Genomic DNA, 19,583 nt, shown 5'->3' with positions numbered 1-19,583 from the left:
GATGTTACGGAGGTGGTCGTCGCGGCGGCCGGCAAAACTCCCGACCGCCCCATCACCCGCCATTTCGTCAGCGACGGGAGCCCACTTTCCTGGTCGATCTTTTGCCACCAGCCGCGCTCGGCGTTGAGCTTGCCGATCGGCAGGTCGATGCTGCCTTCGTCTTCGGCCGGACCGCCCTCGACGATCGCCCAATAGGTCTTCGAAATCCGCGAATGCTTGAACAGCAGCCCCAGCGTGGCGGTGGCCTTGCGGTGGCGGCCGAGCACCAGGCAGCCGGAGGTGTCGCGGTCGAGCCGATGCGCCAGCACCGGCGGGCGCGGCAAACCGTAGCGGAGCGCGTCGAACGAAGCCTCCAGGTTTGGGCCGCCTTTGGGACCACGATGCACCGGCAGACCGGGAGGCTTGTCGATCACCAGCATCAGCCCGTCCCGATACAGCACGCGCGCCTGGATCTCGTCCGGGGTCAGTTCCGGCGGCTCGAATTGATCGGGGTGGCTTTCGTTCATGGCGCGAAACGGCTAACACAGCGCCCTGATGAGCGACACTCCGGAAAATTCAAAACAGAGCTGGTGGCGGCGGCTGTCCAGCGGTCTGAAGCGCACCTCGAGCTCGATCGGGACCGCGCTGTCGGAATTCGTGTCCAAGCGCAAGCTCGACCGGGCGATGCTCGAGGAGATCGAGGACGTGCTGCTGCGGGCCGATCTCGGCACCGAAGTGGCGGCACGGATCGCCAAGGCGGTCGGCGAGGGCCGCTACGACAAGATGATCTCGGCCAGCGACGTCAAAGAGATCGTGGCCGCGGAGGTCGAAAAGGTGCTGGCGCCGGTGGCGCAGCCGCTCGACATCGACGCCGGCAAGAAGCCGTTCGTGATCCTGATGGTCGGGGTCAACGGCTCCGGCAAGACCACCACCATCGGCAAATTGTCGGCGCGGTTCGCTGCCGAAGGTCATAAGGTGATGCTGGCTGCCGGCGACACCTTCCGGGCCGCGGCGATCGATCAGCTGAAGGTCTGGGGCGATCGCACCGGCACCCCGGTGGTGTCCGGCGCTCAGGGCTCGGACGCGGCCGGTCTCGCCTTCAACGCGCTCACCGAAGCCAAGCAGCAGGGCCGTGACGTGCTGCTGATCGACACCGCCGGCCGGCTGCAGAACCGCACCGAGTTGATGAACGAACTCGAAAAGGTGGTGCGGGTGATCAAGAAGGTCGACGCGAGCGCGCCGCATGCGGTGCTGCTGGTGCTCGACGCCACCGTCGGTCAGAACGCGCTGTCTCAGGTCGAAGCCTTCACCAAGACCGCCGGCGTTACCGGCCTGGTGATGACCAAGCTCGACGGCACCGCCCGCGGCGGCATCCTGGTGGCGATCGCCGAGAAGCACAAACTGCCGGTCCACTTCATCGGCGTCGGCGAAGGCGTCGACGATCTGTCGCCGTTTACGGCGCGCGATTTCGCCAAGGCAATCGCCGGCACGGAGGCGGCATGACCGACGACCTGCTCGAGAAGAATCGGCCGCATCCGCTGTTCAAGTTCGCGACCGAGCTGGGTCCGCTGCTGGTGTTCTTCGTCGTCAACGCCAAGTTTCATCTGTTCGCCGCCACCGGCGCCTTCATGGTGGCGGTGGTGGTGGCCATCATCGCGTCCTATGTGGTCACGAAGCATGTGCCGATCATGGCGATCGTCACCGCCGTGGTGGTGCTGGTGTTCGGCACCCTGACGCTGGTGCTGCACGACGAGACCTTCATCAAGATGAAGCCGACGATCGTGTACTCGCTGTTCGGCGCGGTGCTCGGCGGCGGGCTGCTGTTCGGCCGCTCGTTCATCGCCATCATGTTCGATCAGGTGTTCAACCTGACGGCCGAGGGCTGGCGCAAGCTGACGCTGCGCTGGGCGCTGTTCTTCTTCGCGATGGCGGTGCTGAACGAAGCGGTGTGGCGGACGCAGTCGACCGATTTCTGGGTCAACTTCAAGGTGTTCGGCATGCTGCCGCTGACCATGCTGTTCGCGCTGCTGCAGATGCCGCTGACCAAGCGCTACGCGGCCGAGCCCGCGACCCTCGAACAGAGCGCTGCCGACGAAGGCAACGTGTCGGGGCGCTGAGGCTGCTACCCAGAAAACGTCATGCCCGGGCTGGACCCGGGCATCCATCTTTTGAGGAGGATGGATTGCCGGGTCGAGCCCGGCAATGACGATCGTGGCAAATGGAAAGGTCGCGTCTCGCTCAGCTCTTCTGCTTGGCGATGATCTTGTCCTTGATGCCGTCGTAGGTCTTCTGCGGCACGATCTTCTTGTGTACCAGCTCGTCCTTGCCCTTGTAGGGACGGCCCTTGATGATCGCCGCTGAGTAGGCCTTGCCGACGCCGGGGAGCGCGTCGAGCTGTTCGGCGGTCGCCGAATTGATGTCGAGCAGTTCGGTCTTCTCCGCCTTTGCGGGGGCGGCCGCCTTGGGCTCCGCCTTCGGCGCCGGAGCCATCTTGGTTGCGGGCGGCGTCGCCGACTGCGGCGTCTGCGCCATCGCGGGTGCGGATGCGAGCAGACCGAGCCCGACGGCGGCGGCGAGCGGGGCGAGCGCGAGACGACGGAAGGTGGAAGTACCCATCGGATGTCCCTCCAAAGGACGTTGTTAGTAACGCTTCGAAGCTCATCCGGGATTCATGGCGCCGCAATGGCGGCGCGATGAACGGCCGATAAACGGTCCGATTTATTTTTCAGGGCGTTGTCGCCGGTGCTAACAGGCCGATCAGCTCTGCGGCGCAGCCAGTGCCTTGCTGATTTCCGGCTTCAGCACTTTTTCGATGTTGTCCGGCGTGATCGGGCCGACCAGCTTGTAGGCGATTTTGCCGTCGCGGCCGATGACGAACGTTTCCGGCACGCCGTACACGCCCCATTCGATCGCGGCGCGGCCGTTGGCGTCGACCCCGACCGCGGCGAACGGATTGCCGTAGCGGCCGAGAAAGCGACGGGCGTTGTCGGGCTTGTCCTTGTAGTCGATTCCGACGAGCTGAATCCGGCTGTCCTGCGCCAGCGTCACCAGCAGCGGCGCCTCGTCGTGGCACGGCACGCACCACGAGGCCCAGACGTTGACGACGCTGACCTTGCCCTTGAACATCGCCGGATCGAGGCCGGCGACCTGGGCGCCGTCGCGGTTCAGCCCCTCGAGCGGCGGCAGCGGCGTCTGCGGCGCCGGTCGGCCGATCAGCGCCGAGGGGATCCGTGATACGTCGGTGTCGCCGAGCCGAAACCAGAACAGCACCGCCAGTCCGGCGAACAGCAGCACCGGCAGGACCACCAGCCAGGATCGGCGCTTCGGCGAGGCGGGCTCGAACGTATCGGTCATGATGATCCGTCTGGTTCAGTGATCGGTGGCGCTGCGGCCGGAGCGGCGGACGGCGCCGCTGGCTTCGAGGTCGCGCAGCCGCGCCTTCTGCTTGCGATAATCGAGCACCACCCAGCCGATCAGCAGGAGCACCACGATGGCGGTCGCGGCGTAGGACGAGACGATGAAATCCGCGTATTTGCCGAACATCACGCCGCCTCGGCCCGGCTGGCCTGCATCATCTGCAGCGAGCGCACCCGCCGCCGCAGGATCTCGTTGCGCATCGCCGCCAGATGCAGAGTCAGAAACAGCAGCGAGAAACCGACCGCAGTGACCAGCAGCGGAATCAGAAACGCCTTGTCCAGAGCCGATCCGCCCATCCGCATCACCGAAGCCGGCTGGTGCAGCGTGTTCCACCAGTCGACCGAGAATTTGATGATCGGCAGGTTGATGGCGCCGACCAGCGTCAACACCGCCGCGGCGCGGGCCGCCCGCGACGGGTCTTCGACCGCGCGCCACAGCGCGATCAGTCCGAGATACATCAGAAACAGCACCAGCATCGAGGTCAGCCGGGCGTCCCATTCCCAATAGGTGCCCCACATCGGCCGTCCCCACAGCGAGCCAGTGACCAGGGCCAGGAACGTGAACGCGGCACCGATCGGCGCTGCGGTCTTGGCCGCGACGTCGGCGAGCGGATGCCGCCACACCAGCGTGCCGAGCGAGGCGACGCTCATCACCCCCCAGACGAACATCGCCAGCCAGGCGTTCGGCACATGGACGAACATGATCTTGACCGTCGCGCCCTGCTGGTAGTCGTCCGGCGCCAGCATCGCCTGCGTCAGCCCCACCGCCAGCGCCAGCGCGGTCGCACCCGCCAGCCAGGGCAGCAGGCGGCCGGCATAGCTCAGGAACCGGGTCGGGTTGGCGAGTTCGGTCAGCTTCATGACGCACCCTGATAATGGCCGGAGCGGGCTCAGGCAATGATATGGCGCAGATCGCCCCCGACTTCCGCGGGAGTTGATCGGAGGTGAGGGTCAACGGTCCCAGACGAATCCGGCCATTCGCGGGTCGGACTCGAAGGCGTCGCGGCCGAAGGCGAGCGACGACCGCGGCGCTTCGCAGATTGCCCGGGCACCGTTGCGGTCGAAGTGAATTCGCCAGCTCTGGCGGTCGACCGGCGCTTTTGCCGCGAAGGCGCCCGGAGACAGCACCGCGACGTTGTCGCCGCCGTCCGGATCGCGCACCGAGCGATATCGGATGACGTCGATCCCGGCGGCGCGGGCCGCATCGCCCAACGCCTGTCCGGCCTCGTAGCTGTCCGGCGCCAACACCGCCACGGCGTCGGCGGCCGGCAGCGTCGCGACGTCGATCGCCTGGCCGGCGTCGAGGTCGACCGCGAAAGCGGTGTATTCGCCCGGGTTCTGCGGCCACGGCGTTGCGGGGGACTCGGCGAAGAAGCGAAGGCGATGGAATACCGCCTCGGCGATCGCCGTGCGTGGCAGCCCGGCAGCGTAGAACACGCCCGTCTCGGCGAAAGGGCGCCGGAAGCGCGATCCCCATGGGTTGCTGGCGCTGTAGCGGAACGGCGTCATCAGCAGATAGTCGAGCCGGACACCATCGCGCGGCACCGGCGGCTTGGTGTCGTCGATGAGCTGCTCGAGCAACGCTTGTTCGGCAAGCGAGTCGGTCAGTTTCATCGTCGACGCATGATGCTGCGCTTCGACGATCCGCCAGAACCGGCCTGCTAATCGGATCGCGCTAGATCGGAGCGCGGCGGCTGTCCAGGTACTGGATGACATGAATCAGGCCCTGGACTTTCTGGATCATCTCGGCCGGCGTTCCGCGGAGAGCCAGATTGTCGTTGCGTATCCACGCCCGCGCCGATGCTTCGTCGCCGCCGACGATCGCATCCAACGAGCGGTACAACCGCACAAACAGCGTCGCCAATTCGAACGGCTTGCCGCGCTCGAGCACGTAGTCGCCGCTCCGCATCCGCGAGACGACGGCCTCCGACAGGCCGATGACGTGACCGAGAGTTTTTTGCGACAGGCCGAGCCGGTCCGCCGCCCGGATGGTCGCCTTGGTCAGCACCTGCCCGACCTGAGCGGGCGAAGCGCGCTGCTGGGTGACGGTCTCCATGGCCTGTCTCCAGTTTCAGCAGAAATATAGTTCGCAAATCTTTCTGGTGCAATAATTTGGCGCGGGAAGTGTTCGGTTCCTCAATCCAGTCCCTGCCGCAGGCTGGCGGCGGCGGCGAAGGGGCCGAGCACCAGGCTGAACAGCGAAATCGCGCACAGGATGGTGAAGGGGGTGCCGAACGGCACCGGTCCGACGATCGCGGCCTGCGAGGCCGAGACTCCGAAGATCAGAACCGGGATCGACAGCGGCAGCACCAGCACCGCCAGCAGCAATCCGCCGCGGCGCAGCGTCACCGCCAGCGCGGCGCCGATCATGCCGGTGAAGGTCAGCGCCGGGGTGCCGGCCAGCAGCGTCGCCATGACGGCCAGCGAGGCGCTGCCGTCGAGATTGAGCAACAGGCCCAGTACCGGGGTCGCGACAATCAGCGGCAGCCCTGCGGCCAGCCAATGCGCCAGCGCCTTGGCGGCGCAGGTCAGCTCCAGCGGCGTGCGGCTCATCACGATCAGGTCGAGCGAACCGTCTTCGGCGTCGGCGGTGAACAGCCGGTCGAGCGTCAGCAGGCTGGCGAGCAGTGCGCCGAGCCACAGGATCGCGGGGCCGAGGCGTTTGAGCAAGGCGAGATCGGGGCCGACCGCGAACGGCATCAGCACCACGACGGTGAGGAAGAACAGCACGCCGATCAGCGCGCCGCCGCCGACGCGGAGCGCGATCTTGATATCGCGGCGAACGATGGCGCCGAGCGCGGTCATTGGACGGCTCCGATCCGCAGCTCGCGCACCGGAATGCCGAGCGGCGTATGGGTGGCGGCGACGATGAGCCCGCCGCGGGCGAGGTGATCCAGCATCAGGCCGACGAACAGCTCCTGGCCTTTGACGTCGAGCGCCGAGGTCGGCTCGTCCAGCAGCCAGATCGGCCGCCTGACCACCAGCAGGCGCGCGATCGACAGCCGCCGCCGTTGCCCTGCGGAGAGGTAAGCGGCGGGCAGTTCGGCCGCGTGAGCGAGCCCCACCGCCCTGATGCCGGCGTCCAGATCGGCGCGCTCGTCGCCGAGAAAGTCGCGCCAAAAGCCGAGATTTTCAGCGACGGTGAGCGACGGTTTGAGCGCGTCGCGGTGGCCGAGATAGTGCGCTTGCTCGGCGACCGGCGTATCTGGTTCCCCGCCATCGAGCGTGATGCTTCCGGCCTCCAGAGTCAGAAGCCCGGCGATCAGCCGGAGCAGCGACGTCTTGCCGGCGCCGTTGTGTCCGACCAGCGCCAACGCTTCGCCGCCGCCCGCCTCGAAGTCGAGACCGGCGAATACCTCGCGGCCTCCTCGTACACATCGTAAGTCGCGTCCGGACAGCCGCATGCACCCCAACCTGCTCCGCTCCGGAATCGGAACGGTCTGCTCACAAATCGATCCGCTCGCCTGTCATTGTCGAACTGGCGGCGCAATTGGAAAGGTTCTATAAGCCGCAACTTGATGCAGCACACGATCGGCGCCTGCAAGCCGGACGGCCTGCCCCTCCGGAGCCAGCATACAAGCTCGCCCCATCGAAAACGATAATCTGGGACCCGCCCTACATGACCTCGCTCGACAGCTTCAAATGCCGGAAGATCCTCAAGGTCGGCAGCAAGTCTTACGTCTATTACAGCCTGCCCACCGCCGAGAAGAACGGCCTGAAAGGCATCTCCCGCCTTCCCTATTCGATGAAGGTGCTGCTGGAAAACCTGCTGCGCAACGAGGACGACCGCACCGTCAAGAAAGTCGACATCATGGCGGTCGCCAAGTGGATGCGGAAGAAGGCGCTCGAGCACGAGATCGCCTTCCGCCCGGCGCGCGTGCTGATGCAGGACTTCACCGGCGTTCCGGCGGTGGTCGATCTGGCCGCGATGCGTAACGCGATGCAGGCGCTCGGCGGCGATGCCGAGAAGATCAACCCGCTGGTGCCGGTCGACCTCGTCATCGACCACTCGGTGATCGTCAACTTCTTCGGCAACAATCAGGCGTTCAAGAAGAACGTCGCGGAGGAGTACAAGCAGAACCAGGAGCGCTACGAGTTCCTGAAATGGGGTCAGAAGGCGTTCTCGAACTTCTCGGTCGTCCCGCCCGGCACCGGCATCTGCCATCAGGTCAATCTCGAATACCTGGCCCAGACGGTCTGGACCAAGAAGCAGAAGATGACCATCGGCCGTAAGACCGGCACCTTCGAGGTCGCCTATCCGGACACGCTGGTCGGCACCGACTCGCACACCACCATGGTCAACGGCCTCGCCGTGCTCGGCTGGGGCGTCGGCGGCATCGAGGCGGAAGCCGCGATGCTCGGCCAGCCGCTGTCGATGCTGCTACCCGAAGTGGTCGGCTTCAAGCTGAAGGGCGCGCTGAAGGAAGGCGTCACCGCCACCGACCTGGTGCTCACCGTCACCCAGATGCTGCGCAAGCAGGGTGTCGTCGGCAAGTTCGTCGAATTCTTCGGCCCCGGCCTCGACCATCTGTCGGTCGCCGACAAGGCGACGATCGCCAACATGGCGCCGGAATACGGTGCGACCTGCGGCTTCTTCCCGGTCGACTCCGAGGCGCTGGACTACTTGAAGACCTCGGGCCGCGCCTCGGCGCGGGTCGCGCTGGTGGAGAAGTACGCCAAGGCGCAGGGCCTGTACCGCACCGCCAAGTCGCCCGACCCGGTATTCACCGTGACGCTGACGCTGGACCTCGCCGACGTGGTGCCGTCGATGGCCGGCCCGAAGCGCCCCGAGGGGCGCATCGCGCTGTCGTCGGTGTCTGAAGGCTTCACCGCCGCGATGGAGACCGAGTACAAGAAGGCGCTGGACGGCACCCGCTACAAGGTCGAGGGCAAGAATTTCGATCTCGGCCACGGCGACGTGGTGATCGCCGCGATCACCTCCTGCACCAACACCTCGAACCCGAGCGTGCTGATCGGCGCCGGCCTCTTGGCCCGCAACGCCGCCGCCAAGGGGCTCAAGGCCAAGCCGTGGGTGAAGACCTCGCTGGCGCCGGGCTCCCAGGTGGTCGCCGAATATCTCGCCAATTCCGGCCTGCAGCCCGACCTCGACAAGGTGGGCTTCAACCTGGTCGGGTTCGGCTGCACCACCTGCATCGGCAATTCCGGTCCGCTGCCGGAGGAGATCTCGAAGTCGATCAACGACAACGGCATCGTCGCCGCCGCGGTGCTGTCGGGCAACCGCAACTTCGAAGGCCGCGTCTCGCCGGACGTGCAGGCGAACTACCTGGCTTCGCCGCCGCTGGTGGTGGCCTACGCGCTGGCCGGTTCGGTGACCAAGAACCTCGCGGTCGAGCCGATCGGCACCGGCAAGGACGGCAAGCCGGTGTATCTGAAGGACATCTGGCCGAGCACCAAGGAGATCAACGCCTTCGTCAAGAAGTTCGTCACCTCCAAGGTGTTCAAGTCGCGCTACGCCGACGTGTTCAAGGGCGACACCAACTGGCGCAAGATCAAGACGGTCGAGAGCGAGACCTACAAGTGGAACATGGGTTCGACCTACGTGCAGAACCCGCCCTACTTCGAAGGCATGACCAAGCAGCCGGAGCCGATCACCGACGTGGTCGACGCCCGCATCCTGGCGCTGTTCGGCGACAAGATCACCACCGACCACATCTCGCCGGCCGGTTCGATCAAGCTGACGTCGCCGGCGGGCAAGTACCTGACCGAGCGTCAGGTGCGCCCGGCCGACTTCAATCAGTACGGCACGCGCCGTGGTAATCATGAAGTGATGATGCGCGGCACCTTCGCCAACATCCGCATCAAGAACCACATGCTGAAGGGCGCCGACGGCAACATCCCGGAAGGCGGTCTCACCAAGCACTGGCCCGACGGCAAGCAGATGTCGATCTACGACGCCGCGATGAAGTACCAGGACGAGAAGGTGCCGCTCGTGGTGTTCGCCGGCGCCGAGTACGGCAACGGCTCGTCGCGCGACTGGGCCGCGAAGGGCACCCGTCTGCTCGGCGTTCGCGCCGTTGTCTGCCAGAGCTTCGAGCGCATCCATCGCTCGAATCTGGTCGGCATGGGCGTGCTGCCGCTGACCTTCGTCGAAGGCACCTCGTGGGCCTCTCTCGGCCTCAAGGGCGACGAGAAGGTCACCATCCGCGGCCTCGAGGGCGACCTCAAGCCGCGGCAGATGCTGGAAGCCGAGATCACCACGGCCGAAGGCAAGCGCAAGCGCGTGCCGCTGCTGTGCCGCATCGACACGCTGGACGAGCTCGATTACTACCGCAACGGCGGTATTCTTCACTACGTGTTGCGCAAGCTCGCGGCCTGAGCCGCGATCTCAGCCAACAGTCGAAGATTGCCTCACTGCGAAGTGAGTGGCAGGTGAACGGAAGGCGGCCTATGCAAAGGGCCGCCTTTTCGTTTTAAGGCTCCTCGTTGGAGGCGGCGCACCGCCGTCCCGAAGCTCTCGGCAAGGCGGTTCGGCAAACGACGATGAACGGTGTCAGTGGATTTTCGCGGTGGTCCGGCGCGATCGGACTGTGCGTGACGATCGCAACGGTGGATGTTGCTGCCGCCGAGCCGCGCGCCGTGGTCGAACTGTTCACCTCGCAAGGCTGCTCGTCCTGTCCGCCGGCAGACAAGATCATCGGCGAACTCGCGCGCGATCCTTCGGTGATCGCGCTCAGCCTGCCGATCGATTACTGGGACTATCTCGGCTGGAAGGACACCCTCGCCGACGCTCGCTTCACCGCCCGTCAGAAAGCCTATTCGCAAGTGCGGGGCGATCGGGACGTGTTCACCCCGCAGGTGATCGTCAACGGGTCGGCGCATCTGGTCGGCAGTAATCGAACCGGTATCGACAGCGCGATCAAAACGACCGATCGGTCGGCCGGCGTGATGAACGTGCCGGTGTCCCTGAAGGTCGAGGGCAACGAGATCAAGGTCGTGGTCGCGGCAGCCCCGGACGGCGATCCGGCCCGACACGGCGAGGTCTGGATCTGCGGCGTGTCGAAGGCGATCCCGATCGAGATCGGGCGCGGCGAAAATCGCGGGCGTCACGTCACCTACCACAACGTCGTGCGCAATCTGCTGAAGGTCGGCGATTGGACCGGTGCCGCCGAGCAATGGACGGTGCCGCTTGAGAATGTCGTCGGCGACGGCGTCGATGCGGCGGCGGTGTATGTCCAGAACGGCAGCCGCGAGAAACCCGGCGCGATGCTCGGCGCCGCCTTTACGTCGTTGAACTGAACCGCATTCGTCGGGATGTCGGCGACAGCAGCTCCGAGCGCGCCGGCTCGGCTGCAAGCTCGATGATCTGGAGCGTCCCCCTCAAAAACAAAAAGGACCAACTTGCGTCGGTCCAGGAGGGGGATTGAGGTTCTGCGTACAGGCCCGATCCCGACTGCTCCAGGGGGCTGGGGGCTGAGGAATCCGAAGCCGAAGGGACCGGGCCAACGCAGTGATTGTTTTATCGCAGGCCGGCTTGGCGCACGGTTGGCGAAAATCGGGCGGCAATAAGAATTTGCCTAACGAAGCCGTGAGATCGAACGGCTCGCGAGCCGGTTTGCGGTTCTGCTGCTTTCGATCCCCTTGCGGCCCGGCGCCGGCGGCGCAATCATGTCAGCGAAGTGACAGGAGGCGCCGATGGATCTGATTTCCGGGGAGGCTGATCCCAGCGAGAGCCGTGCAGCGGAGCGCCCAGGCAGCGCGCCGCTGCAGGGACGGGTGACCTTCAACCGCCTGGAGCTCAATCGCATCCTCAATCTCTACGGCCGGATGGTCGCTGCCGGCGAATGGCGCGATTACGCGATCGACTTCCTGAAGGACCATGCGGTGTTCTCGATTTTCCGCCGCGCCTCGGAAGTCCCGCTCTATCGCATCGTCAAGGATCCGCGGCTCGCCCGCAAACAGGGGGCGTACTGCGTGATCGGCGCCTCCGGCCAGATCCTGCGCCGAGGCCACGAACTCGACCGCGTGCTCCTGGTGATCGACCGCAAGCTGGCGCTGGTGTGAGCTCCCTCCGTCATTCCGGGGCGCCGCGCAGCGGCGAACCCGGAATCTCGATCCTTGCTGACAGTATCTGGATTCCGGGTTCGCTCGCTGGCGCGAGCGCCCCGGAATGACGTCTTTGGATCAAGCCTCCGGCACGCTCTCCCCGCCATCGCCGAGCGCTCGCTGCATCAGCACCGAATCCAGCCAGCGACCGAACTTGAAGCCGACGTCGGTGTGGGTGCCGATCGGCACGAACCCGGCCTTGCGGTGCAGGGCGATCGAGGCGGCGTTGGCGGAATCGCCGATCACCGCGATCATCTGACGGAAGCCACGCTCCGTGCATGTGGCGATCAGGTCGCGCAGCAGCGCGCTGCCGATGCCGCGGCGGTGCGCCGCTGGATCGAGATAGATCGAGTTCTCGACCGTGAACCGGTAGGCCGGCCGCGGCCGATACGGTCCCGCATAGGCGTAGCCGGCAATCGTCCCGTCCGCTTCAGCCACCAGATAGGGAAAGCCGCCACCGGTCAGGGCGTCGAAGCGCCGCGTCATTTCGGCCAGATCAGGCGGCGTCAGTTCGAACGTGGCGGTGCCGGTGCGGACGGCTTCATCGTAGATCGCGGTGATGGCCGGAAGGTCGGCGGGCGTTGCGGGGCGGACGAGAAAGTCGGGCATGGGGCGGGCCTGAGACGAGCGACGGGAGCGATCCGAACGCCGCCGTCATACGCGGGCTCGACCCGCGTATCCATCCTCCTCGCAACGCTTCAAGGGCTCCGGCGATCACGACCGTTGCGGTGAGGGCCGAGCCCAGCTTCCTGCGGCCGGCCGTGGCCGTGGGCAACAATGCACCTTCGCAACAAAAAAGCCCCGGCGCGGCGGCCGGGGCTTTCAGCTTCACCCGAGGTGAAAGGCTTATTCGCGCTGTCCGAGAAGCTGCAGCAGCAGCGTGAACAGGTTGATGAAGTTCAGGTACAGCGACAGCGCGCCGGTGATGGCGGCCCGTTCGGCGACCTCGCCGCCCATCGAGCCGTAGCCGTAGATGTAGTCGTTCTTCAGCCGCTGGGTGTCCCAGGCGGTCAGGCCGGCGAACACCAGCACGCCCACCACCGACACGATGAACTGCAGCATCGACGAGGCGACGAACAGGTTCACCAGGCTGGCGATCACGACGCCGAACAGGCCCATGATCAGGAACGAACCCATCCCGGTCATGTCACGCTTGGTGGTGTAGCCATAGAGGCTCAGCGCACCGAACGCGGCGGCGGTGATGAAGAACACCCGCACGATCGAGGTGTGGGTGTACACCAGGAAGATCGACGACAGCGAGATGCCCATCAGCGCCGAGAACGCCCAGAACAGAAGCTGGGCCGTCTGCGGCTTCAGGCGGTTGATGCCGAAGGAGATGACGAACACCATCGCCAGCGGCGCCAACATGAACACCCACTTCAGCGGGCTGACGAACATCGCAACGCCGAAGGTCGTCAAGTAGCCGCCCTTCATCGCAAACGGTTGTCCATTAGCGAGGATTGCGGCCGAGGATGGGTCCGTCGTCACGGCGCCCATATAGACACCGAGAGCGGCCAGGCCGGTGATGGCCAGGCCGATCGTCATGTAGTTGTAGATGCGCAGCATGTAGGCGCGCAGGCCGGCGTCGACGGTCGCGGTATCGACGCGTCCGGCGGCCCGGCCAAAGGGAGAAGCGTAGTTGCGGTCCAAGTCCGACATGGTCGAGATCCCGAGTTGCTCTGGCCGGTCGCGAAGGGTGGCGATCGCCAGTACTAAGTTATCACCGGACGGTGGTTCACAATGGGCGTCAATCCGAGGTTCGAACCCAAAATTAACGCCTGTTCATCGAGCCGTCCGACCCATTCTGATATGTGGGAAACTAACACGGACCGGGCAAGATATAATGCGCGGCTGAATGTCGCTCCGCTCCGGAAGGGTAAAGAAACCGGCGTCCGACCTTGGTCGAAAGTGGCGGTTTCAGGCCTGTGGCAGGCCCCGACGGAAGGGAGCGCCAGCACGCCGCGCAGCCCAATGCCGCGGGCTGCATAACTATAAATTGCGCAAAACGGAAGCGGGCTTCTGGCTCAGGGCGAGCAGCGTCCCGACCAGTCCGAGACCGACGGTTACCACCAGGGCGGCCACCACCACGCCGGCCGCCGAGCCGGCCTGCCAGACGAAGCTGAGCGTCATCAACCGTGTGACAATCAGCCACGCGGCGGTCGAGCCGGCGGCGACCGCGAAAGCAGCGGTTGCGAGGCCGATCATGACATATTCCAGCGCGAAGGCGCCGATCAGCCGCGCCCGGGTGGCGCCGAGCGTCTTCAGGATCACCGCGTCGTAGACACGGTGGCGATGACCCGCCGCAAGCGCGCCGCCGAGCACGAGGATGGCCGAGATCAGCGTCACCGCGCTCGCGCCGCGCACAGCCAGCACCAGGTTGGACACCACGCCGCCGACCGTCTCCAGCGCCTCACGGACGCGGACGGAGGTGACCATCGGAAATTTGTCGGCGACCTGCTTGATCACCGCCGCGTCGCTCTGCGGCGTGCTGCCGCTCTCGGTCAGCGTCGCGATATGGGTGTGCGGCGCGCCGCGGAAGGTGTCGGGCGAGAACACCAGGACGAAGTTGATGCCCAGACTCTGCCAATCGATGCTGCGCAGATTGGCGATCGTCGCGGTGATCTCGCGGCCGAGCACGTTGACCGTCACCTTGTCGCCGATCGAAAGGCCGAGCCCCTGCGCCAACTTTTTGTCGAATGAGACCAGCGGCGGGCCGCTGTAGTTCTTCGGCCACCAATACCCCTCGACCACTTTGGAACCGGCCGGAACTTCGGCCGCATAGGTCAGGCCGCGGTCGCTTTGCAGCACCCACTCGGCGTCGGAGGCGGGCTTGAGGTCTTCGGCCCGGACGCCGCGGGCGGCGACGATCCGGCCGCGCAGCATCGGGACGTCCTCGAGCGTCGCATTCGGGGCGATCTGATGCAGGAACGTACCAAATTGCTCAGTCTCGCTCGAGGGGATGTCGATGAAGAAGAACGTCGGTGCCTTCGCGGGCAGTGCCGCGGTGAACTGGCGCCGCAGATTGCCGTCGACCTGCGACACCGTGACCAGCACCGCGAGCCCGAGGCCGAGCGACAACACGACCGACGGGGTCAGCGCGCCTGGGCGATGGATGTTGGCGACCGCGAGCCGCAGCATGGTGCTGCGCGACCGCGGCAGCCGGCGCGCGACGGCCATCAGGCCGGCGGCGACGCCGCGCAGCAGCACGAACACCGCGAGCGTGGCGCCGACGACCGCGAGCGCAATGCGCTTGTCGTAGGACAGGCCGATCACCAGCGCCAGCAGCGCTGCGACGACGATGCCGATCCACACGATGTATTTCAATCGCGGCCGATGACTGTCGGCCGTTGCGGCTTCGCGAAACAGCGTCGCCACCGGCACGTCGCGAACCTGCGCTAACGGCCACAGGCCGAAGGCCAGCGCGGTCAAGAGGCCGTACAACAACGACAGCGCCAGTGCGCCGGGATGCACTGCGGCGACCACCGGCAGCGGCAGCAACTGGCCGAACAGTCCGACGATCGCAAACGGGATCGCAGCGCCGAGCGCCAGCCCGATCGCCGCACCGATCACGGCCAGGACGATCACCTGCGTCAGGTAGATGGCGAAAACGTTGCCGCCGGTGCCGCCGACGGCCTTGAATGTCGCAATGACATCGCGGCGGCGGTCGATGTGGCTCTTCACCGCATTGGCGACCCCCACGCCACCGACCACCAGCGCGGCGAGGCCGACCAGAGTCAGGAATTGGGTGAAGCGGGTGATGGTGCGTTCGAGCTGGGGCGAGGCGTTGCTGCGCGTCCGGATTTCCCATCCGGCATGCGGCAGCGCCGCGCGGGTCTCATCGACGAGACGCTGCGCCGCGCGGTCGTCGGCGCCGTTGTCCGGCAGCCGGACGCGATAGATCCAGCGCACCAGACTGCCGGGCTGCAGCAACTGCGTCGCGCGCAGGGCTTCGTCGCTGATCAGAAACCGCGGACCGAACCCGATATTGCCGGACAGCTTGTCCGGCTCGGCAGCGACGACGCTGCGAATCTGGAAGGCGGCGCTGCCGATCGTGACCGTGTCGCCGACCTTGAGATCGAGCCGCGCCAGCAGAGCGGCATCAGCGGCGGCGCCGTACCGATCGTCGCGTCGGCTCAGCAGCTCGGCGAGCGGCATCGGTGGATCGAGCTTCAGTTCGCCGAGCAGCGGATAAGCGCCATCGACGGCCTTCAGCTCGATCAGCGCCGAGCGGCCGTCGCCGGTGCGCGCCATCGCGCGCATCGTCGCGGCGACCGAAACCGTCCCGCGGCTGCGCAGAAATGCCACTTCGTCCGGCGTCGCCTCGCGCTGGATCAGCGAGAAGGCCGCATCGCCGCCGAGCAGGGTGCGGCCCTCGCGCGCGAGCCCATCGCTGAGGCTGGCTGCCACCGAGCCGACGCCGGCGATCGCCATCACGCCGAGCGCAATGCAGGCGATGAACACGTAGAAGCCGCTCAGGCCGCCGCGCATCTCGCGGAGCGCATAGCGCAGCGGCAGCGGCCAGAAGTTTGTGCTGGATCGGGTCTCGGTGAGCAAGCTCATCGGTCAGGCCGAACGCGCCCGGGCGGCACCCGGCAACATGGTGTCGATCCGCCCGGAGCGGAGCCGGACCACTCGGTCACAGCGCTGCGCCAGCGACGAATCGTGGGTCACCAGCACCAGCGTCATGCCGCGCTCGGCGTGCTTGGCGAACAATAGGTCGACGATCTGCCTGCCGGTGGTCTCGTCGAGATTGCCGGTCGGCTCGTCGGCCACCAGGATCGCCGGATCGGGGGCCAGCGCGCGGGCGAGCGCGACGCGCTGCTGCTCGCCGCCCGAGAGTTGCGATGGGTAATGATGCAGCCGTTCGCCGAGACCGACCGAGGCCAGCTCGCGTGCGGCGCGGTCCGCGGCGTCGGCTTGCCCGGCCAGCTCCAGCGGCACCGCGACGTTCTCCAGCGCCGTCATGGTCGGAATCAGGTGGAAGGACTGAAACACGATGCCGATCTGCCGGCCGCGGAAGCGGGCGAGCGCGTCCTCGTCCAAACCATTGAAAGCGGTGCCGTCGACCACCACCTCACCGCTGTCGGGTCGTTCCAGCCCGGCCATCACCATCAGCAGGGTGGACTTGCCGGAGCCGGACGGGCCGATCAGCCCGATCGCCTCGCCGGCGGCGACGCGCAGGCTGATGTCCTTGAGGATGTGCACCCGCGCGGCGCCACTGCCCAGCGACAGATTGACGTTGGAGATCGCGATGGTGTCCGGAGTGCCGCCGGCCGATGACGAGGGTTCGATGAGACTGTCCATGGCTGCCTCATATGGCTATTCAATCGTGGCGGTCGAGAGGTGGGCGCGCACGATCGCGCTGGTCCTCGGATTTGGCCTGATCGTGGCCTTGCCTGGACAGAGTGCGCGGGCCGAGGCCGCCGCCAAGCCCTTGAAAGTCGTGGTGCTCGGCGACTCGCTGACCGCCGGCTATGGGCTGCCGTCCGCCGATGCGTTTCCGGCCAAGCTGCAAAAGGCGCTCAAAGCCAAAGGCATCGACACCGAGATGGTCAATGCCGGGGTGTCCGGCGATACCGCCAGCGGCGGCCTGGAGCGGCTCGACTGGTCGGTCCCGCCGGATGCCGACGCGGTGATCGTCGAACTCGGTGCCAATGACGCGCTGCGCGGCACCGATCCGAAGGTCCCGCGCAAAGCGCTGGACGAGATCCTGAAGCGGCTGAAAGCGCGCAATCTGCCTGTGCTGCTCGCCGGGATGCTGGCGCCGCCGAATTACGGCAAGGACTACGCGGCCCAGTTCGACGCGATCTATCCCGAGCTCGCCAAGCAATACGACGTGCCGCTGTATCCGTTCTTTCTCGACGGCGTCGCCGCGATTTCGAACCTGAACCAGGCCGACGGCATCCATCCGACGGCGGCGGGTGTCGATGTGGTGGTCGAGCGCATTCTGCCCATGGTCGAGGCGCTGCTCCGCCCGCTCCTCGGGCAAACCCGCTGAGAAAACGGTCATCTGGCCTTAAGGGTTGGATTGCCCTCAGCTTTTTTGGCCGCGCCGGGGCTCCGCTGTAGCGCTGTTACACAAACGCGCTACAGAATCGTATCGTTGATTCGCCGGACGTTTTGCGGACTGCTGTGTTCCTCGTGGGACGGTCCTTCGATCGGGATAGGCAACCGCAATCGGGCCTCAGGTTCGAGGGTGTGCCGATGCCGCGTTTGTTTACCGGACTGGAGATTCCGGCCGAGATCAGCCAGACCCTGTCGAGTTTACGTGGCGGATTGCCGGGCGCGCGCTGGGTCGACCCGGACGATTATCATCTCACCTTGCGGTTCATCGGCGACATCGACGGCATCACCGCCAACGAGATCGCCTCCACACTGTTTCGGGTCAACCGCAAGCCGTTCGAAGTGACGCTGCAGGGGCTGTCGAGCTTCGGCGGCAAGAAGCCTCGCGCGGTGGTGGCCTCGGTCGTGCCGTCGAAGCCATTGATCGAGCTGCAGGCCGAACTCGAGCGGCTGATGCAGCGCGTCGGGCTCGATCCGGAGGGGCGGAAATTCACCCCGCACGTCACCCTGGCGCGGCTGCGCGGTGACGTCTCCAGCCGCGATGTCGCCGACTATTTGTCGATCCGTGGTTACTTTCCGTCCAAGGTGTTCAAGGCCGAGCGGTTCGTGCTGTATTCGGCGCGGGCCTCGACCGGAGGTGGCCCGTATATCGTCGAGGCACCCTACGAGCTGAACGCCTGACGCGGCTCCCTCGGTCTCGCGCATAGCTCACCGCCCGATTCCCGACTTGCATTTTGTCGCCCGATCAGGCGGTAAAGGGCAACATGTCCTCGCCGCACTCGCTCCGCCAGCAATATCAATCTCTGATCGCCTCCGGCAGCATCGAAGCCGACCCGGCGCAGGCACGGGCGGTGCAGGCTTTCACGCTGCTCAACGAGACGCTCGACGGATACAAGCCACCGAAAAAGCAGGGTTTTTTCGGCCGGCTGTTCGGCGGCGGCGATGCCGGCCAGCAGCCTCCGCAGGGCCTGTACATCCATGGCGAGGTCGGCCGCGGCAAGACCATGCTGATGGACTTGTTCTTCGACGCGAGCCCGATCGCGTTCAAGCGGCGGTCGCATTTTCACGAATTCATGGCCGAGACCCATGATCGCATCAACGGCTTCCGCCAGGCGATCAAGCGCGGCGATATTCCCGACGCGGACGTCATGGAGCTGACGGCGGCATCGATCCTCGACGAGGCCTGGCTGCTGTGTTTCGACGAATTCCACGTCACCGACATTGCCGATGCGATGATCCTCGGCCGGCTGTTCACCAAACTGTTCGAACTCGGCACCGTGGTGGTGGCTACCTCCAACGTTGCGCCCGATGATCTCTACAAGGGAGGCCTCAACCGCTCGCTGTTCATGCCGTTCATCGGTCAGGTGAAGCGGCATATGCGGGTGATACGCCTCGATGCGCGAACCGATTACCGGCTGGAGAAATTTGCCGGCATGAAGGTCTGGCTGACGCCGGACGATGCCGAGGCGGCCGCCACGATCGATCAGGCCTGGCAGCGGATCACCGGCACGACCAAGGGCGAGCCGCGCGATATCTCCATCAAGGGGCGCATCCTGCACGTCCCGCAGGCCGATCACCACGTCGCGCGGTTCTCGTTCGCGGATCTGTGTCAGAAACCGCTGGGCGCCAGCGATTACCTGCGGCTCGCCCATGAATACCACACCCTGATGATCGATCATGTGCCGGTGATGGACTACGCCGATCGCAATGCCGCGAAACGATTCATCGCGCTAATCGATACGCTGTACGACAACTCCGTGAAGCTGATGGCATCGGCCGCGGCGGAGCCAGCGCGGCTCTACCGCGCCACCGAAGGCTTCGAAGCGCTCGAATTCAATCGTACCGTTTCCCGTCTCACAGAAATGGGATCGGAATCGTATCTGGCGCTGCCGCACGGCCGGCGCGACTCCACCGCCACCGGCGATACCACCGGATTGGTCGAAACCTAGGCCTGTTTCGAGCCACCCGCGATCTGCAGGGCCGCCGGCCTAACAAATGGACGCTCGCCGACTTGAACGCATGGGGCGAAAGCGATAACCACCCAAACGGATTTCCCACCCC

20 protein-coding genes and 1 pseudogene are annotated in these 19,583 nt (G+C 65.8%); 8 read left to right on the top strand and 13 right to left on the bottom strand.

Features of this window, described 5'->3' with window-relative positions; translation table 11 throughout:
- The coding region (locus tag DY468_RS22290) for an RluA family pseudouridine synthase (RefSeq protein WP_164607475.1) at positions 1 to 506 on the bottom strand (506 nt) is incomplete at its 3' end.
- 28 nt (positions 507 to 534) lie between these two features.
- Between DY468_RS22290 and ftsY the strand changes: the two genes are divergently transcribed.
- Together ftsY and DY468_RS22280 are read left to right on the top strand one after the other, a co-directional pair.
- Positions 535 to 1,482: a signal recognition particle-docking protein FtsY gene (gene ftsY / locus DY468_RS22285; protein WP_164607473.1), complete on the top strand. Its 948-nt coding sequence runs from the start codon at positions 535 to 537 to the stop codon at positions 1,480 to 1,482.
- Positions 1,479 to 2,096 (top strand): septation protein A, encoded by a 618-nt coding sequence (locus tag DY468_RS22280; RefSeq protein WP_164607471.1) that lies wholly within the window; start codon positions 1,479 to 1,481, stop codon positions 2,094 to 2,096. Before ftsY ends, DY468_RS22280 begins: the two co-directional genes overlap by 4 nt.
- Before the next feature lie 121 nt (positions 2,097 to 2,217).
- Here DY468_RS22280 and DY468_RS22275 read toward each other — a convergent pair whose 3' ends face one another.
- From DY468_RS22275 to ccmA, 8 genes are all read right to left on the bottom strand, one after another.
- Positions 2,218 to 2,595: a ComEA family DNA-binding protein gene (locus DY468_RS22275; protein WP_164607469.1), complete on the bottom strand. Its 378-nt coding sequence runs from the start codon at positions 2,593 to 2,595 to the stop codon at positions 2,218 to 2,220.
- Between the two features lie 141 nt (positions 2,596 to 2,736).
- A complete protein-coding gene (locus tag DY468_RS22270) occupies positions 2,737 to 3,333 on the bottom strand; it encodes a DsbE family thiol:disulfide interchange protein (protein WP_164607467.1) in 597 nt (198 codons plus the stop codon).
- Positions 3,334 to 3,348: 15 nt separating this feature from the next.
- Positions 3,349 to 3,522, bottom strand: coding sequence for a heme exporter protein CcmD (ccmD, locus tag DY468_RS22265; RefSeq protein ID WP_164607465.1), 174 nt, complete (start codon positions 3,520 to 3,522; stop codon positions 3,349 to 3,351).
- Positions 3,522 to 4,256 carry a heme ABC transporter permease gene (locus DY468_RS22260; RefSeq protein WP_164607464.1) on the bottom strand — a complete coding sequence of 245 codons (735 nt, stop codon included), beginning with the start codon at positions 4,254 to 4,256 and terminating at the stop codon, positions 3,522 to 3,524. Before DY468_RS22260 ends, ccmD begins: the two co-directional genes overlap by 1 nt.
- Positions 4,257 to 4,346: 90 nt before the next feature.
- Positions 4,347 to 5,009 (bottom strand): RES family NAD+ phosphorylase, encoded by a 663-nt coding sequence (locus tag DY468_RS22255; RefSeq protein ID WP_349644321.1) that lies wholly within the window; start codon positions 5,007 to 5,009, stop codon positions 4,347 to 4,349.
- A gap of 61 nt (positions 5,010 to 5,070) precedes the next feature.
- Positions 5,071 to 5,451, bottom strand: a complete 381-nt coding sequence (locus DY468_RS22250) for an MbcA/ParS/Xre antitoxin family protein (protein WP_164607460.1) — start codon at positions 5,449 to 5,451, stop codon at positions 5,071 to 5,073.
- 80 nt (positions 5,452 to 5,531) lie between these two features.
- On the bottom strand, positions 5,532 to 6,200 hold the full coding sequence (gene ccmB / locus DY468_RS22245) for a heme exporter protein CcmB (RefSeq protein WP_164607458.1): 669 nt from the start codon (positions 6,198 to 6,200) through the stop codon (positions 5,532 to 5,534).
- Positions 6,197 to 6,799: a heme ABC exporter ATP-binding protein CcmA gene (gene ccmA / locus DY468_RS22240; protein WP_164607456.1), complete on the bottom strand. Its 603-nt coding sequence runs from the start codon at positions 6,797 to 6,799 to the stop codon at positions 6,197 to 6,199. Before ccmA ends, ccmB begins: the two co-directional genes overlap by 4 nt.
- A gap of 215 nt (positions 6,800 to 7,014) precedes the next feature.
- On the opposite strand from ccmA, the gene acnA reads away from it, so the two are divergent.
- The 3 genes from acnA (at position 7,015) to DY468_RS22225 (ending at position 11,417) form a co-directional block, all read left to right on the top strand.
- A complete protein-coding gene (acnA, locus tag DY468_RS22235; RefSeq protein WP_164607453.1) occupies positions 7,015 to 9,732 on the top strand; it encodes an aconitate hydratase AcnA in 2,718 nt (905 codons plus the stop codon).
- Positions 9,733 to 9,896: 164 nt separating this feature from the next.
- A complete protein-coding gene (locus DY468_RS22230; RefSeq protein ID WP_164607451.1) occupies positions 9,897 to 10,652 on the top strand; it encodes a DUF1223 domain-containing protein in 756 nt (251 codons plus the stop codon).
- A gap of 396 nt (positions 10,653 to 11,048) precedes the next feature.
- A complete protein-coding gene (locus tag DY468_RS22225; protein WP_164607449.1) occupies positions 11,049 to 11,417 on the top strand; it encodes a DUF2794 domain-containing protein in 369 nt (122 codons plus the stop codon).
- 120 nt (positions 11,418 to 11,537) lie between these two features.
- Here the strand turns inward: DY468_RS22225 and DY468_RS22220 are convergent.
- The 4 genes and pseudogenes from DY468_RS22220 to DY468_RS22205 all read right to left on the bottom strand — a co-directional run.
- A pseudogene (locus DY468_RS22220) lies at positions 11,538 to 12,101 on the bottom strand (GNAT family N-acetyltransferase); the annotation flags it as partial.
- 204 nt (positions 12,102 to 12,305) lie between these two features.
- Positions 12,306 to 13,118, bottom strand: a complete 813-nt coding sequence (locus DY468_RS22215) for a Bax inhibitor-1/YccA family protein (protein WP_164607446.1) — start codon at positions 13,116 to 13,118, stop codon at positions 12,306 to 12,308.
- Positions 13,119 to 13,448: 330 nt separating this feature from the next.
- On the bottom strand, positions 13,449 to 16,019 hold the full coding sequence (locus DY468_RS22210) for an ABC transporter permease (RefSeq protein ID WP_164607444.1): 2,571 nt from the start codon (positions 16,017 to 16,019) through the stop codon (positions 13,449 to 13,451).
- A 3-nt stretch (positions 16,020 to 16,022) separates the two neighbouring features.
- Positions 16,023 to 16,763 (bottom strand): ABC transporter ATP-binding protein, encoded by a 741-nt coding sequence (locus DY468_RS22205; RefSeq protein ID WP_164607442.1) that lies wholly within the window; start codon positions 16,761 to 16,763, stop codon positions 16,023 to 16,025.
- Between DY468_RS22205 and DY468_RS22200 the strand changes: the two genes are divergently transcribed.
- From DY468_RS22200 to zapE, 3 genes are all read left to right on the top strand, one after another.
- The gene (locus DY468_RS22200) at positions 16,762 to 17,457 is read left to right on the top strand and encodes an arylesterase (RefSeq protein ID WP_205512616.1); all 696 of its coding nucleotides are present in this window, start codon (positions 16,762 to 16,764) and stop codon (positions 17,455 to 17,457) included. The genes DY468_RS22205 and DY468_RS22200 overlap by 2 nt on opposite strands.
- A gap of 206 nt (positions 17,458 to 17,663) precedes the next feature.
- On the top strand, positions 17,664 to 18,203 hold the full coding sequence (thpR, locus tag DY468_RS22195) for an RNA 2',3'-cyclic phosphodiesterase (RefSeq protein WP_164607440.1): 540 nt from the start codon (positions 17,664 to 17,666) through the stop codon (positions 18,201 to 18,203).
- Between the two features lie 83 nt (positions 18,204 to 18,286).
- Positions 18,287 to 19,471: a cell division protein ZapE gene (zapE, locus tag DY468_RS22190; RefSeq protein WP_164607438.1), complete on the top strand. Its 1,185-nt coding sequence runs from the start codon at positions 18,287 to 18,289 to the stop codon at positions 19,469 to 19,471.
- The last annotated feature ends 112 nt before the right edge of the window (positions 19,472 to 19,583 follow it).

The organism is Rhodopseudomonas sp. BR0M22, assembly GCF_010907035.1.
Classification (GTDB): domain Bacteria; phylum Pseudomonadota; class Alphaproteobacteria; order Rhizobiales; family Xanthobacteraceae; genus Rhodopseudomonas.
The sequence above is the reverse complement of the archived record's forward strand: the minus strand, read 5'-3'. Positions and strand labels throughout refer to the sequence as shown.

What these genes read in the sequence shown, in the direction of transcription:
- DY468_RS22205 (WP_164607442.1), bottom strand. Translation starts at nt 16,763, where the DNA reads ATGGACAGTCTCATCGAACCCTCGTCATCGGCCGGCGGCACTCCGGAC.
- DY468_RS22280 (WP_164607471.1), top strand. Translation starts at nt 1,479, where the DNA reads ATGACCGACGACCTGCTCGAGAAGAATCGGCCGCATCCGCTGTTCAAG.
- DY468_RS22210 (WP_164607444.1), bottom strand. Translation starts at nt 16,019, where the DNA reads ATGAGCTTGCTCACCGAGACCCGATCCAGCACAAACTTCTGGCCGCTG.
- ccmD (WP_164607465.1), bottom strand. Translation starts at nt 3,522, where the DNA reads ATGTTCGGCAAATACGCGGATTTCATCGTCTCGTCCTACGCCGCGACC.
- acnA (WP_164607453.1), top strand. Translation starts at nt 7,015, where the DNA reads ATGACCTCGCTCGACAGCTTCAAATGCCGGAAGATCCTCAAGGTCGGC.
- zapE (WP_164607438.1), top strand. Translation starts at nt 18,287, where the DNA reads ATGTCCTCGCCGCACTCGCTCCGCCAGCAATATCAATCTCTGATCGCC.
- DY468_RS22270 (WP_164607467.1), bottom strand. Translation starts at nt 3,333, where the DNA reads ATGACCGATACGTTCGAGCCCGCCTCGCCGAAGCGCCGATCCTGGCTG.
- DY468_RS22260 (WP_164607464.1), bottom strand. Translation starts at nt 4,256, where the DNA reads ATGAAGCTGACCGAACTCGCCAACCCGACCCGGTTCCTGAGCTATGCC.
- DY468_RS22200 (WP_205512616.1), top strand. Translation starts at nt 16,762, where the DNA reads ATGGCTGCCTCATATGGCTATTCAATCGTGGCGGTCGAGAGGTGGGCG.
- DY468_RS22215 (WP_164607446.1), bottom strand. Translation starts at nt 13,118, where the DNA reads ATGTCGGACTTGGACCGCAACTACGCTTCTCCCTTTGGCCGGGCCGCC.
- DY468_RS22250 (WP_164607460.1), bottom strand. Translation starts at nt 5,451, where the DNA reads ATGGAGACCGTCACCCAGCAGCGCGCTTCGCCCGCTCAGGTCGGGCAG.
- ccmB (WP_164607458.1), bottom strand. Translation starts at nt 6,200, where the DNA reads ATGACCGCGCTCGGCGCCATCGTTCGCCGCGATATCAAGATCGCGCTC.
- DY468_RS22230 (WP_164607451.1), top strand. Translation starts at nt 9,897, where the DNA reads ATGAACGGTGTCAGTGGATTTTCGCGGTGGTCCGGCGCGATCGGACTG.
- DY468_RS22275 (WP_164607469.1), bottom strand. Translation starts at nt 2,595, where the DNA reads ATGGGTACTTCCACCTTCCGTCGTCTCGCGCTCGCCCCGCTCGCCGCC.
- thpR (WP_164607440.1), top strand. Translation starts at nt 17,664, where the DNA reads ATGCCGCGTTTGTTTACCGGACTGGAGATTCCGGCCGAGATCAGCCAG.
- ccmA (WP_164607456.1), bottom strand. Translation starts at nt 6,799, where the DNA reads ATGCGGCTGTCCGGACGCGACTTACGATGTGTACGAGGAGGCCGCGAG.
- DY468_RS22225 (WP_164607449.1), top strand. Translation starts at nt 11,049, where the DNA reads ATGGATCTGATTTCCGGGGAGGCTGATCCCAGCGAGAGCCGTGCAGCG.
- ftsY (WP_164607473.1), top strand. Translation starts at nt 535, where the DNA reads ATGAGCGACACTCCGGAAAATTCAAAACAGAGCTGGTGGCGGCGGCTG.
- DY468_RS22255 (WP_349644321.1), bottom strand. Translation starts at nt 5,009, where the DNA reads ATGAAACTGACCGACTCGCTTGCCGAACAAGCGTTGCTCGAGCAGCTC.